At 65.4% G+C, this 12,074-nt stretch carries 14 protein-coding genes and 1 tRNA gene; 12 read left to right on the top strand and 3 right to left on the bottom strand.

Annotated features, from left to right (window positions below):
• Positions 1-6: 6 nt before the first annotated feature.
• The 12 genes from ACYJP6_RS19380 to ACYJP6_RS19435 all read left to right on the top strand — a co-directional run bounded on the left by ACYJP6_RS19380 (position 7) and on the right by ACYJP6_RS19435 (position 9,662).
• Positions 7-1,167: an MFS transporter gene (locus ACYJP6_RS19380; protein WP_459477503.1), complete on the top strand. Its 1,161-nt coding sequence runs from the start codon at positions 7-9 to the stop codon at positions 1,165-1,167.
• Positions 1,151-1,765, top strand: a complete 615-nt coding sequence (locus ACYJP6_RS19385; RefSeq protein WP_459476942.1) for a methylthioribulose 1-phosphate dehydratase — start codon at positions 1,151-1,153, stop codon at positions 1,763-1,765. The genes ACYJP6_RS19380 and ACYJP6_RS19385 overlap by 17 nt, the downstream gene beginning before the upstream one ends.
• On the top strand, positions 1,762-2,313 hold the full coding sequence (locus ACYJP6_RS19390) for a 1,2-dihydroxy-3-keto-5-methylthiopentene dioxygenase (RefSeq protein ID WP_459476944.1): 552 nt from the start codon (positions 1,762-1,764) through the stop codon (positions 2,311-2,313). The genes ACYJP6_RS19385 and ACYJP6_RS19390 overlap by 4 nt, the downstream gene beginning before the upstream one ends.
• Complete coding sequence (mtnC, locus tag ACYJP6_RS19395) at positions 2,310-2,996, top strand: acireductone synthase (protein ID WP_459476946.1); 687 nt, start codon at positions 2,310-2,312, stop codon at positions 2,994-2,996. The genes ACYJP6_RS19390 and mtnC overlap by 4 nt, the downstream gene beginning before the upstream one ends.
• 104 nt (positions 2,997-3,100) lie before the next feature.
• Entirely contained in the window at positions 3,101-3,313 is a 213-nt protein-coding gene (locus ACYJP6_RS19400) for a PLD nuclease N-terminal domain-containing protein (RefSeq protein ID WP_026083979.1), read from the top strand.
• Positions 3,314-3,409: 96 nt separating this feature from the next.
• Entirely contained in the window at positions 3,410-4,261 is an 852-nt protein-coding gene (speE, locus tag ACYJP6_RS19405; protein WP_459476948.1) for a polyamine aminopropyltransferase, read from the top strand.
• Between the two features lie 104 nt (positions 4,262-4,365).
• Positions 4,366-4,707: a ribonuclease E inhibitor RraB gene (locus tag ACYJP6_RS19410; RefSeq protein WP_145009091.1), complete on the top strand. Its 342-nt coding sequence runs from the start codon at positions 4,366-4,368 to the stop codon at positions 4,705-4,707.
• Positions 4,708-4,964: 257 nt separating this feature from the next.
• Positions 4,965-6,374: a circularly permuted type 2 ATP-grasp protein gene (locus ACYJP6_RS19415; protein WP_145009090.1), complete on the top strand. Its 1,410-nt coding sequence runs from the start codon at positions 4,965-4,967 to the stop codon at positions 6,372-6,374.
• A 62-nt stretch (positions 6,375-6,436) separates the two neighbouring features.
• The gene (locus ACYJP6_RS19420) at positions 6,437-7,390 is read left to right on the top strand and encodes an alpha-E domain-containing protein (protein WP_145009089.1); all 954 of its coding nucleotides are present in this window, start codon (positions 6,437-6,439) and stop codon (positions 7,388-7,390) included.
• Positions 7,387-8,190, top strand: coding sequence for a transglutaminase family protein (locus tag ACYJP6_RS19425; protein WP_459476952.1), 804 nt, complete (start codon positions 7,387-7,389; stop codon positions 8,188-8,190). Before ACYJP6_RS19420 ends, ACYJP6_RS19425 begins: the two co-directional genes overlap by 4 nt.
• Before the next feature lie 111 nt (positions 8,191-8,301).
• On the top strand, positions 8,302-9,039 hold the full coding sequence (locus ACYJP6_RS19430) for a peptidase (protein ID WP_459476955.1): 738 nt from the start codon (positions 8,302-8,304) through the stop codon (positions 9,037-9,039).
• Between the two features lie 533 nt (positions 9,040-9,572).
• A tRNA-Ser gene (locus ACYJP6_RS19435) sits at positions 9,573-9,662 on the top strand.
• 64 nt (positions 9,663-9,726) lie between these two features.
• On the opposite strand, the gene ACYJP6_RS19440 is transcribed toward ACYJP6_RS19435, so the two are convergent.
• From ACYJP6_RS19440 to ACYJP6_RS19450, 3 genes are all read right to left on the bottom strand, one after another.
• Positions 9,727-10,539 carry an HDOD domain-containing protein gene (locus ACYJP6_RS19440; RefSeq protein WP_145009086.1) on the bottom strand — a complete coding sequence of 271 codons (813 nt, stop codon included), beginning with the start codon at positions 10,537-10,539 and terminating at the stop codon, positions 9,727-9,729.
• A 183-nt stretch (positions 10,540-10,722) separates the two neighbouring features.
• A complete protein-coding gene (gene lpxH, locus ACYJP6_RS19445) occupies positions 10,723-11,451 on the bottom strand; it encodes a UDP-2,3-diacylglucosamine diphosphatase (RefSeq protein WP_459476957.1) in 729 nt (242 codons plus the stop codon).
• Entirely contained in the window at positions 11,448-11,942 is a 495-nt protein-coding gene (locus ACYJP6_RS19450; protein WP_007158996.1) for a peptidylprolyl isomerase, read from the bottom strand. The genes lpxH and ACYJP6_RS19450 overlap by 4 nt, the downstream gene beginning before the upstream one ends.
• Between the last annotated feature and the right edge of the window lie 132 nt (positions 11,943-12,074).

Here is a 12,074-nt window from a genome sequence, read left to right on the forward strand (position 1 = left end):
CGGACGCTGCCGGTTCCCTATTGGCGCCTGTCGGGCTTCTATTTCGCCTACTTCGCGCTGCTGGGCGCCACGGCGCCCTACCTGGGGCTGTACTTCCACCACCTCGGCTTCTCCGGCACCGCCATCGGCCAACTGGTGGCCATTCCCATGGTGATGCGGGTGCTGGCGCCCAACCTCTGGGGCTGGCTGGCCGATCGCACCGGTCGCCGCCTGAGCATCGTCCGTCTGGGCGCCGCCTGCACCCTGCTGTGCTTTTCCGGCATCTACCTGGGCCAGGGCTTCGCCTGGCTGGCGCTGATCATGGCTGGGCATGCCTTCTTCTGGCACGCCGTGCTGCCGCAATTCGAGGCCATCACCCTGGCCCATCTGCGCGACCAGCCGCAGCGTTACGCCCGTATTCGCCTCTGGGGCTCCATCGGCTTCATCGCCGCGGTGGCGGGCCTCGGCTGGGCCTTCGAATACGTCAGCCTGGATCTCTATCCGGCCTACCTGCTGCTGGTGATGGCCATCATCCTGCTCTCCTCGCTGGCGGTCCCCGGGGTGAAGGTGGACCCCGGGCAACGCCCCGAGGCGCCGGCGGAGCCCTTCCTGACCACCCTGCGCCAGCCGCGGGTACTGGCTTTCTTCGCTGCCGCGGCGCTGATGCAGCTGTCCCATGGGCCCTACTACACGGTCTTCACCCTGCACCTGGAAGAGCTGGGCTACAGCCGCGGCATCATCGGCCAGCTGTGGTCGCTGGGCGTGATCGCCGAGGTGCTGATCTTCCTGGCGATGCCGCAGCTGCTGGCGCGCATCGCCCTGTCCCGGTTGCTGGTGGCCGCCTTCCTGATCGCCGCCGGACGCTGGCTGCTGCTGGGCGCCCTGGCCGATCAACTGCCGGTGCTGCTGTTCGCCCAGCTGCTGCATGCCGCCACCTTCGGCTGTTTCCACGCCTCGGCCATCCAGCTCATCCAGGCGCAGTTCGACCGCCGTCGCCAAGGCCAGGCGCAGGCCCTCTATGCCGCGCTATCCGGGGCTGGCGGGGCGCTCGGTGCCCTGTATGCTGGCTATGCCTGGCAGGTATCCGGCGCCTTCGCCGCCTTCGTCGGTGCCAGCCTGGCGGCGCTGGCCGGCGCCTTCCTCATCCTCTTGTCCCTAAGGAGAACCCTCCATGATCCAGCAGCGTGAGCAACTGGCCCGGGAAATAATCGACGCCGGTCGCTTCCTCTACGGCCGTGGCTGGTCGCCGGCCACCAGCAGCAACTATTCGGTGCGCCTGTCCGACAGCCGCCTGCTGCTGACCGTCTCCGGCAAGCACAAGGGCCAGCTCGAACTGGACGATATCCTCGCCACCGATCTCGACGGCACCCCGCTGGAGCCGAAGAAGCCCTCCGCCGAGACGGCGCTGCACACCCAGCTCTATCGCTGGCAGCCGGAGATCGGCGCGGTGCTGCACACCCATTCGGTGAATTCCACGGTGCTGTCCCGCGAGCTGCAAGGCGATCGCCTGCTGCTGGAAGGCTACGAGTTGCAGAAGGCCCTGCACGGCGTCACCACCCACGAGGTCCGGGTGGAGATCCCGGTGTTCGCCAACGACCAGGACATCCCGCGTCTGGCCGAACAGGTACAGGCCTGGCTCGACGTCCATCCCGACTGCGTGGGGTACCTGATCCGCGGCCACGGCCTCTATACTTGGGGGCCACGCATGGCTGACGCCCTGCGTCACGTGGAAGCCTTCGAATTCCTCTTCGAATGCGAACTCAAGACCCGGAGCCTGCGCCCATGAGCCGCCTGACCGTCTACCACGATGCCGAACCCCGCCAGCCGCTGAAGGTGATCAGCGACGGCGAACACATCGCCGCCACCCTGGCCGAGGTCGGGGTGCGTTTCGAGCGCTGGCAGGCCACCGCCCCGGTGGCGCCCGGTGCCAGCCAGGAGGAGGTGATCGCCGCCTACCGGCCCGAGATCAATCGCCTGATCGAAGAGCGTGGCTACCAGACCGTGGACGTCATCAGCATGAGTCCGGAGCATCCGCAGAAGGAGGCGCTGCGCGCCAAGTTCCTTGAAGAGCATCGCCACAACGAGGACGAGGTGCGCTTCTTCGTCGCCGGCCAGGGCCTCTTCACCCTGCACATCGCCGACCACGTCTATGCGGTGCTGTGCGAGAAGAACGATCTCATCTCGGTGCCGGCCGGTACGCCGCACTGGTTCGACATGAGCGAGTCGCCGTCCTTCGTCGCCATCCGCCTGTTCGACAATCCCGAAGGCTGGGTGGCCCACTTCACCGGTGTCGACATCGCCCAGCGGTTCCCGCGGCTGGAGGTCGAGGCGTGACGATCAAGGGCATCCTCACCGATATCGAGGGCACCACCAGCGCCGTGAGTTTCGTCTTCGACGTGCTCTTTCCCTACGCCCGCGAGCACCTGCCGGCCTATGTCCGCGCCCATGCCGGGGAGCCGGCGGTGGCCGAGCAGCTCGACGCGGTGCGCGCCGAGGCGGGCGAATTGGACGCCGAGGTAGAGCGGGTGATCGCCATCCTGCTGGAGTGGATCGCCGCCGACCGCAAGGCCACCCCGCTTAAGGCCCTGCAGGGGCAGGTGTGGGAAGAGGGCTATCGTGCGGGCACCCTCAAGGGGCACGTCTATCCCGATGCGGTCCAGGCGCTGCGCCAATGGCATGCGGCCGGGCTGCCGCTGTACGTCTATTCCTCCGGTTCGATACAGGCGCAGAAGCTGATCTTCGGCTGCTCCGAGCACGGCGATCTCACCGCGTTGTTTTCCGGGTATTTCGATACCCTGACCGGCGGCAAGCGCGAGGCGGAGTCCTATGCGCGCATCGCCTTGGCCACCACCCACGTACCGGCGGAGCTGCTGTTCCTTTCCGACGTGGTGGAAGAGCTGGATGCCGCACGTCAGGCGGGTCTGCCGACCTGTGGCCTGGTCCGCGCCGGCGGCCAGCTGGGCGATCATCCCTGCGTCGCGTCCTTCGCCGAAATCGATCTGGCCGCCTTCGCGTGAGCCCTCGGCCGGCGCCGCTGCCAAGCGAGCCGGCCGAACTCGACGCCGCTCTTGCCAGTCCCAATTGACGAGACCTGTGTCCTCGCAACGGGAGTCGCGACATGATCAATTCCACCATTGGCGGTGTACTGGGCTTCATCGTCTTCCTGCTCGACATCTGGGCCATCGTCAACGTCATCCGCAGTGACAGCACCAGCAACGCCAAGATCGGCTGGACCGTGCTCATCATCGTGCTGCCGGTGATCGGCCTGATCGCCTGGGCGGCCGCCGGCCCGCGCGGCAATCGCTCGGCCACCGCGCCCACCCACAAGGGTTAGCCAGCACAACACTGGAGCCTGTCACATCCAGCTCTTACAATGCCCGGCTTTTGGCCGGGCATTGCTTGTCTCGGCCTGCCACCTGCGGAGATCGACATGAGCGACTACCTGGAAACCCTCTACACTGGCTACGGCCAGAGCTTCGCCGTCGCGCGCATGCTCCATGAGGTGCGCACCGCGCATCAGCATCTGGTGATCTTCGAAAATCCCGTGCTAGGCAAGGTCATGGCCCTGGATGGCGTCATCCAGACCACCGAGGCCGATGAATTCATCTATCATGAGATGCTCACCCACGTACCCCTGCTGGCCCATCCGGCGCCCAAGCGGGTGCTGATCATCGGCGGCGGCGACGGCGGCATCCTCCGCGAGGTGGCCAAGCACCAGGGGGTCGAACACATCACCATGGTCGAGATCGACGGCTCGGTGGTGGAGATGTGCAAGCAATTCTTCCCCGGCCACTCCGCTGGCGCCTTCGACGACCCGCGCCTGAACCTGGTGATCGACGACGGTATGAACTTCGTCGCCAACACGAGCGAGCGCTACGACGTCATCATCTCCGATTCCACCGATCCCATCGGGCCCGCCGAGGTGCTCTTCTCGGAGAACTTCTACCAGGCCTGCCACCGCTGCCTGAACGACGGCGGCCTGATGGTGGCGCAGAACGGTACCCCCTTCCTGCAACTGGAAGAGCTCAAGACCACCGCAAGCCGCATGGCGGGCCTGTTCGCCGACTGGCACTTTTACCTGTCGGCGGTGCCTACCTACATAGGGGGCGTCATGACCCTCGCCTGGGGCAGCAAGGACACTACCTTGCGTCGGCTGAGTGCCGAAACCCTGGCGAAGCGCTACAGTGAAACAGGCATCCAGACCCGTTACTACACCCCGGAGCTGCATGCCGCTGCCTTTGCTCTACCTCGATACGTGCTGGAGGCCATCGGCAAGGCGTAAGCCCTGGCGGTCGCGGCACCGTTCGAGTCTTCAGCCGCGACTCGCTGGGCGTCGGTAGCGACAGCCCAGCGAGCGAGTCATCCGAACCAGAGGAGGGAAGTCCTATGTCCTTGTCGTTTGCCGATGATGTGAGCTTGAACCTGCTGCAGCGGATGAAAGAGGGCGGCTTCGATTTCGCCCGCTTCCATCCGATCGATTTCTTCGCCATCTTCGCCGATGAAGGCAAGGCCCGCATCGCCGCGGACCAGTTTCACGGCGAATCCCTGAATACCCAGGTGATCCCCCACGAGGAGGGCGGTTGGCACCTGCAGGTCAGCAAGGTGATGTTCGCCACCCACGCCACCATCGACGACTTCGAGAGCGATCTCGAGGCCGTGGTGGTCCCGCTCGGCGGCCAGCTGGACGGCTGGGGCGTCACCCAGGAAGTCAATCGCAGTTCCGCCTGACGGCATGATCCCCAGGCCGGTATTCCAGTGGAATACCGGCTTTCACCTTCGCTAACGGCTCTCCCCCTCAACCATCGCACTTTCGGCGCAGCGCACCGTCTTAGCCTCATGACGGAGACGTTGCGGTGCACGCGCACGTCGAGGTGCCTGGCTTTGGTGCATCCTGTGCCTCGCCTTCGCGCAAGAGCTTGATTCTCAAGACTCTGGCGCTGGCACGAGGCTTGCGATGGTGCACCGTGGGTGACAAGGAGATCGGCATGAGCCGCCAACTGTATAACGAGATGTATGACGTCCAGGCGCAATGCCGACCGCATTATGGTCGCTATGCCCAATGGCTGAGTGAAACACCCCCTGAACTCCTGGCCCAGCGGCGGCGCGAAGCCGACCTGTTGTTCCACCGCGCCGGCATCACCTTCACCCTCTACGGGGACGAGCAGGGCACGGAGCGCCTGATTCCCTTCGACGCCTTGCCGCGGGCGATTCCCGCCAGCGAATGGCAGATCATCGAGCGTGGCTGCATCCAGCGCGTCCAGGCGCTGAACCTCTTTCTCGACGACCTCTACCACGACCAGCGCATCATCAAGGCCGGGGTCATTCCGGCCGAGCAGGTGCTGGCCAACGACCAGTACCAGCTGGCGATGCAGGGGCTGGACCTGCCCAACGGCATCTATGCCCACATCGCCGGGGTCGACCTGGTGCGGGACGGCGACGGTGCCTACTACGTGCTCGAGGACAACCTGCGCACCCCGAGCGGGGTGTCCTACATGCTCGAGAACCGCAAGATGATGATGCGGCTGTTCCCCGAGCTGTTCACCCTCGAGCGCATCGCCCCCATCGACCACTACCCGAACCTGCTGCTCGATACCCTGCGCAGCTCCACGCCGGTCAACAATCCCACCGTCGCCGTGCTCACCCCCGGCCGCTTCAACAGTGCCTACTTCGAGCATGCCTTCCTCGCCCGGGAGATGGGCGTGGAATTGGTTGAGGGGGCCGACCTGCTGGTCCGCGACGAGCAGGTGTTCATGCGTACCACCTCGGGCTTCCAGAAGGTCGACGTCATCTACCGCCGGCTCGACGACGCCTTCCTCGACCCGCTGGCCTTCAATCCGGATTCGCTGCTGGGCGTGCCTGGCCTGCTGGCGGCCTATCGCGCCGGCAACGTCATCCTGGCCAACGCCATCGGCACCGGGGTCGCCGACGACAAGTCCATCTACCCCTATGTACCGGAAATGATCCGCTTCTATCTCAGCGAGGAGCCGATCCTCTACAACGTGCCCACCTGGCAATGCCGCAAGCCGGACGAACTCTCCCACGTGCTGGCCAACCTGCCCGAGCTGGTGGTCAAGGAGGTTCATGGCTCCGGTGGCTACGGCATGCTGGTCGGCCCCACTGCCAGCAGCGCCGAGATCGAAGCCTTCCGCGCGCGGCTCAAGGCCAATCCCAGCGCCTACATCGCCCAGCCGACGCTGTCGCTGTCCACCTGCCCGACCTTCGTCGAGAATGGCATCGCGCCCCGGCACATCGACCTGCGACCCTTCGTGCTGTCCGGCCGCAAGACGCGCCTGGTGCCCGGCGGCCTGACCCGGGTCGCCCTGCGCGAAGGCTCGCTGGTGGTGAACTCGTCCCAGGGCGGCGGCACCAAGGACACCTGGGTGGTCCAGGACTAGACCGCCACGACACAGCGGCCGCCCCGGCGGCCCCGCAAGGACTTTTGAAAGGCGACCCCACCATGTTGAGTCGTACCGCTGCCGATCTGTACTGGATGTCCCGCAACCTGGAGCGCGCCGAAAACCTCGCGCGGATGCTGGACGTCAGCTATTCCCTGTCGATGATGCCGCAAAGCGGGCAGGGCGGTGGGCTGGATGAGCTGGCCATGCCCCTGCTCATCACCGGCACCCTGGACGATTACCGTGAGCAGCACGGCGCCCTGCATCCCGAGCGCCTGCTGCATTTCTTCGCCCTGGACGAGCGCAACCCCGGCAGCATCTATTGCTGCCTGCAGGCCGCCCGCTCCAACGCCCACGCCGTGCGGGGGCGCATCACCGCCGACATGTGGGAAAACGTCAACTCCACCTGGCTGGAGATGCGCGAGATCGCCGTGACCGGGCTGATTCGCTTCGGCATCAGCCGCTTCTGCGAATGGGTCAAGGAAAGGTCCCACCTGTTCCGCGGGGCCACCGTCGGCACCATCATGAGGAACGACGCCTACCGCTTCATCCGCCTGGGCACCTTCGTCGAGCGCGCCGACAACACCCTGCGCATGCTGGATGCCCGCTACCAGGTGCTGGGCGAGGAGGAGGCCGAGGCCATCAGCGATTCCTCCGCGCGCGGCTTCTACCAGTGGAGTGCCCTGCTGCGCGCTCTGAGTGCCTTCGAAGCCTACACCGAGCTCTATCGCGATGCCTTGAACGTGCGCAACGGCGCCGAATTGCTGTTGCTCAAGGAAGACCTGCCGCGCTCGCTACTGTCCTGTGTGATCGAATTGCACCGGGTGCTGGCCGGCCTGCCGGGCGAGAACGGTCGCGAGGCCAAGCGCCTGGCGGCCGGCCTCGAAGCCCGGCTGCGCTATACCAGCATCGATGAGGTGCTGGGCGAAGGCCTGCATCCCTGGATCGGCGATTTCATCGTCCATATCCGCCAGCTCGGCAGTGCCATCAATACCGCGTACCTGGAGACCGTATGAGACTCGCCATCCATCATGAAACCCTGTATCGCTACGCCGACCAGGTCCGGGCCAGCATCCAGTACCTGCGGCTCACTCCCCAGGGCGACGCGCGCCAGACGATCCTGGACTGGGACCTTTCGCTGCCGCGACCGGCGCGTGCCCAGCGCGATCCCTTCGGCAACATCCTGCATGTCCTGACCCTGGACACCCCGCATGACGCCATCACCATCACCGCCAGCGGCCAGGTGGAGATCGACGAGGACTTCGAGGCCGAGCCCTGCCAGGCCTCGGCCTTTCCCTTCCTGCGCCAGACCCGGCTGACCGAGGCCGACGCGGCCCTGGCGGACTTCGCCCGCGATGTCTGCGACGGTCGGCGGGACCGGGCCACGCTGATCCAGCTCATGGAGCGCCTGCACGAGCGGATGGCCTATATCCCCGGATCCACCGAGGTCGACGGCAACGCCGCCCAGGCCTTCGCCAAGGGTGCCGGGGTCTGCCAGGACCATGCCCATGCCTTCCTGGCCTGCGCCCGCAGCCTGGGCATTCCGGCCCGCTACGTGTCCGGCTATCTGTGTACCGACGACAGCGCGCACCTGTCCAGCCATGCCTGGGCCGAAGCCTGGCACGACGGCGCCTGGTACAGCTACGACGTGACCAACCGCCTGGCCCGGCCAGAACGCCACCTACGCCTGGCGATCGGCCTCGACTACCTCGATGCCTGCCCGGTACGCGGCATGCGTCGCGGAGGCGGAGTGGAGCAGATGGAGGCCAAGGTGCTGGTCGAGCCTTTGCAGCAGGTCCAGCAACAGCAACAATGAGTGAAGCCGGAAGCGGAGGGAGAGGCGGCCAGTGGCCGTCTTTTCTTTTTGCGTCCCTGCCGGCCGCGGTCAGTCGTCGCGGCCACGTCCGATTCATCACCCGAGGTTCGCATGACCTACTGTGTCGCCATGAAGCTGCACGACGGCCTGGTGTTCGTCGCCGACTCCCGCACCAACGCCGGGGTCGACAACATCGCCATCTTCCGCAAGCTGCACCTGTTCAGGGTGCCGGGTGAACGCCTGATCGCCATCCAGTCGGCGGGCAACCTGGCGACCTCCCAGGCGGTCATCAGCCTGCTACGGCAGCGGCTGGACAGCGAAGGGGAGAACCTGCACGGGGTACCGACCCTCAACGATGCCGCCCGGCTGCTCGGCCAGACCCTGCGGGAAGTCATGCAGCGCGATGCCGAGGATGCCCCCAATGGCCACGGCCTCGACCTGAGCTGTTCCTTTCTCCTGGGCGGCCAGATCAAGGGCGCCGAGCCGGAGCTGTTCAACCTCTATCCGCATGGCAACTTCATCAGCGCCACCGAGGACACGCCGTTCTTCCAGATCGGCGAGAGCAAGTACGGCAAGCCCATCCTCGACCGCGCCCTGACCTTCGATACGCCGCTCGAGGAGGCCCTGCGCTGCGCGTTGCTGTCCTTCGATTCGACGATCCGCAGCAACCTGTCCGTCGGCTTGCCCCTGGATCTGGTGGTCTATCCCCGAGATCGTCTTGACCAGGTGCGCAGCCACCGCATCGATGAGCAGGACGAATACTTCCAGAACCTGCGGCGGGGCTGGGGGGAGGGGCTGCGTGACCTGCTGGGGGCCTTGCCGGCACCCCCTGCCGATTACTGGCACTAGGCTCAGCCGAAGAAGCGGGACAGGTTGGGGATGACCAGTACTACGGTGGTGACAATGAGCACGAAGCTCGCCTGGCGCCACTTGGGGACGGGATTCTTGAACATGACTCGGGGCCTTTATTGTTAGCTGTTTGAAGCCTTTACGTCTTGGGCGGGATGCACGCGCGCGACCGTGGCCTGTAGCTAGTGATACCCGCAGGCTTGAGCACTATCCAGTAGCTATAGAACATAAATTTCAGTTTTGTGGCGCTGACTGACCAAGTGGTTATCAGAAGTGTCGCTCCGACTGATTTTTCCTTTGCTTTCAGTCCATTAGGATTTCGCTTGCGACGCTACCGTTGGTCGGACGTCCCGCCGGTTAGTGCGAGGAGTCCGGCGACCGACCGGTCATCCCGTGAACACCGGCTGGCGGCGCCTTGGCCAAGGTCCTCGTGCAAATGTATGAATCGATTGAAGAAAAAGCTTGCCATCGAAAACGCCTTTGCCTATAGTTGCGCGCCTCGGTGATGCAGACGCAGATGCCGAGCAAAATCTGGTGAGGTGTCCGAGCGGTTGAAGGAGCACGCCTGGAAAGTGTGTATAGGAGAAATCTTATCGAGGGTTCGAATCCCTCCCTCACCGCCAGATCTGAGAGAACCCCTGAGAGCCTAGCTCCAGGGGTTTTTTCTTGCCCGCCGTTTGGCGGCGCTCAGGCGGCCTGGCTGAACGTCGCCGCCGTGTCCCGGGCATTGGGCAGTACCGACGTCAGCTGCTCGAGATCGATGCTGGCGAACAGCGGCCCGCTCAGGTCCAGCACCTTGCTGTCTCCGGCGTTTTCCAGCAGTACTTCGGCCACGGCGACCGCCTGGGCCACGATCAAGGCATAGCGACCGTCCTCGGGCGCCTGTAGCGGGCGGGCCTGGAAGGCGATGGCGTCGCGCAGCACCTGGGGCAGTTGCCAGCGGCGGGCCAGTTCGGCGCCCACTTCCGGATAGCCGAAGCCCAGTTGCAGGGTTTCGTCGGCGGCGCGATGGCTGCTAGCGGTGGCACGCCCGGCCAGGCTCGGTGCCAGTTCGGGGGCGCCGCTCTGGATCAGCAATTCGCCGATGTCGTGGAGCATGCCGCAGGTGAAGGCGGTTTCCTGGTCCAGGCCGGCCTGCTTGGCCAGCGGCTTGCACAGGCTGGCGACCAGGAAACTGTTGTACCAGAAGGCCTGCAGGTCGAAGCCGGGCGCGGCCTTGAAGCCGCTGGCGAAGGCCGAGGCCAGGACCAGGGTGCGCAGGGTGTTGAAGCCCAGGCGCAGGGCGGCGTCTTCGATGCTGGTGGATTCGCGGGCACCGCGAAAGCGCGCCGAGTTGGCCAGACGCAGGACCTTGGCGGCGATGACCGGATCCCGGGCCACGGTGCGCGACAGGGTTTCGATGCTGGTGTTAGGGTCGTCGAATTGCTGGATCAGCGCCTGCGCCACTTCGGGAACGTTGGGCAGGTTGTGCAGTTGGGCAAAGAGGGTGTCGAGTTGCATGGGTGGTCTCCGCGAGAGGGTTACATCTCCTTACACCCTCGTCATCGGTCGCCTGGGTGGATTTCTGTAGCAGGCATGTGACGATCGGTCGCAGGGGCGTCCGGTCGCCTTTCCGTCGCCCGTGGAAAATCCTTGCTCGCCAAGGCCTTGGGTTCGCGGGGCGGACTTCGGCTGGACGTCCGCTTACCGTTCGTCGAGGGCGAAGTCCACCTGGCTCAGGCCGGCGGCGCTGGCTTCCAGTACCCAGCCACGGCGGTCCCAGTCACCGAGTACGATACGCTCGGCCGGCTGGCCATCCAGCCGCAGCTCATGGCGGGCGGGTCGGTGGGTATGGCCATGGATCAGGGTCGTCACCCGGGCGGCGCGCATCTCCCGTTCCACCTCCGCCTCGGTCACGTCGGTGATCTCCAAGGCCTTGGCCCGGGTCTGCTGGCGGCTTTCGCTGCGCAGCTTGCGTGCCAGCTTCTGGCGGGTGGCCAGTGGCAGGTGGCGCAGGATGAAGAGGGTGAGGGGGTTGCGCAGGATGCGGCGCAGCTTCTGGTAGCCCTCGTCACGGGTGCAGAGGGTGTCGCCGTGCATGAGCAGCACGCGGCGCCCCTGGAAGTCGGCGATATGCCGCTCCGCCAGCAGTCGGCAGCCCGCCTGGCGGCAGAAGCCCTTGCCGATGAGGAAGTCGCGATTGCCGTGCATCAGGTAGATCGCCGTGCCGCTGTCGGCCAGGCGGCGCAGGGCGCTGGCAATCTCGATCTCGAAGGCGCCCATGGCATCGTCGCCGATCCAGGCTTCGAACAGGTCGCCGAGAATATAGAGCGCCTCGGCACCGCGGGCCCGCGTCTCGAGAAGATGCAAAAACGCCCGGACGATGTCCGGGCGTTGCGGTTCGAGATGCAGGTCGGAGACCAGTAGGATCACTCGACGATCTCGGCCTTCTCGATGATCACGTCTTCGCTCGGCACGTCCTGGTGACCGGCCTTGCTGGTGGTGGCGACGCCCTTGATGGCGTTGACCACGTCCATGCCTTCGACGACCTTGCCGAACACCGCATAGCCCCAGCCCTGGCTGGTGGGCGCGGTGTGGTTGAGGAAGGTGTTGTCGGACACGTTGATGAAGAATTGCGCCGAGGCGGAGTGCGGGTCCATGGTGCGGGCCATGGCGACGGTACCGATCGCGTTGGAGACGCCATTGTTGGCTTCGTTCTTGATCGGCGCGCGGGTCGGCTTCTGCTTCATGCCCGGCTCGAAACCACCGCCCTGGACCATGAAGTTGCTGATCACACGGTGGAAGATGGTGCCGTCGTAGTGACCGCTCTTGACGTATTCCTTGAAGTTGGCCGCGGTTTCCGGCGCCTTGTCCTCGAAGAGTTCCAGGGTGATGACGCCGTGGTTGGTGTGCAGCTTGATCATGGCAGCGAATCCGTAGCTAAGGGGGACAGCATCCAGACCCGGTGAAGCCACAAGGGTTTCGCCGGGACTTGACGGGTTGGGCTATGATACGGGTTTACCTTTGCCCGGCCTACCCTGGCCGTGCGTCTGCCC

The sequence above is a fragment of the Pseudomonas sp. No.117 genome (assembly GCF_054558395.1).

Excerpts from the sequence above, each read along its gene's own strand:
- ACYJP6_RS19385 (WP_459476942.1), top strand. The coding sequence starts at position 1,151 with ATGATCCAGCAGCGTGAGCAACTGGCCCGGGAAATAATCGACGCCGGT.
- ACYJP6_RS19390 (WP_459476944.1), top strand. The coding sequence starts at position 1,762 with ATGAGCCGCCTGACCGTCTACCACGATGCCGAACCCCGCCAGCCGCTG.
- speE (WP_459476948.1), top strand. The coding sequence starts at position 3,410 with ATGAGCGACTACCTGGAAACCCTCTACACTGGCTACGGCCAGAGCTTC.
- ACYJP6_RS19410 (WP_145009091.1), top strand. The coding sequence starts at position 4,366 with ATGTCCTTGTCGTTTGCCGATGATGTGAGCTTGAACCTGCTGCAGCGG.
- ACYJP6_RS19415 (WP_145009090.1), top strand. The coding sequence starts at position 4,965 with ATGAGCCGCCAACTGTATAACGAGATGTATGACGTCCAGGCGCAATGC.
- ACYJP6_RS19420 (WP_145009089.1), top strand. The coding sequence starts at position 6,437 with ATGTTGAGTCGTACCGCTGCCGATCTGTACTGGATGTCCCGCAACCTG.
- ACYJP6_RS19425 (WP_459476952.1), top strand. The coding sequence starts at position 7,387 with ATGAGACTCGCCATCCATCATGAAACCCTGTATCGCTACGCCGACCAG.
- ACYJP6_RS19430 (WP_459476955.1), top strand. The coding sequence starts at position 8,302 with ATGACCTACTGTGTCGCCATGAAGCTGCACGACGGCCTGGTGTTCGTC.
- ACYJP6_RS19440 (WP_145009086.1), bottom strand. The coding sequence starts at position 10,539 with ATGCAACTCGACACCCTCTTTGCCCAACTGCACAACCTGCCCAACGTT.
- ACYJP6_RS19450 (WP_007158996.1), bottom strand. The coding sequence starts at position 11,942 with ATGATCAAGCTGCACACCAACCACGGCGTCATCACCCTGGAACTCTTC.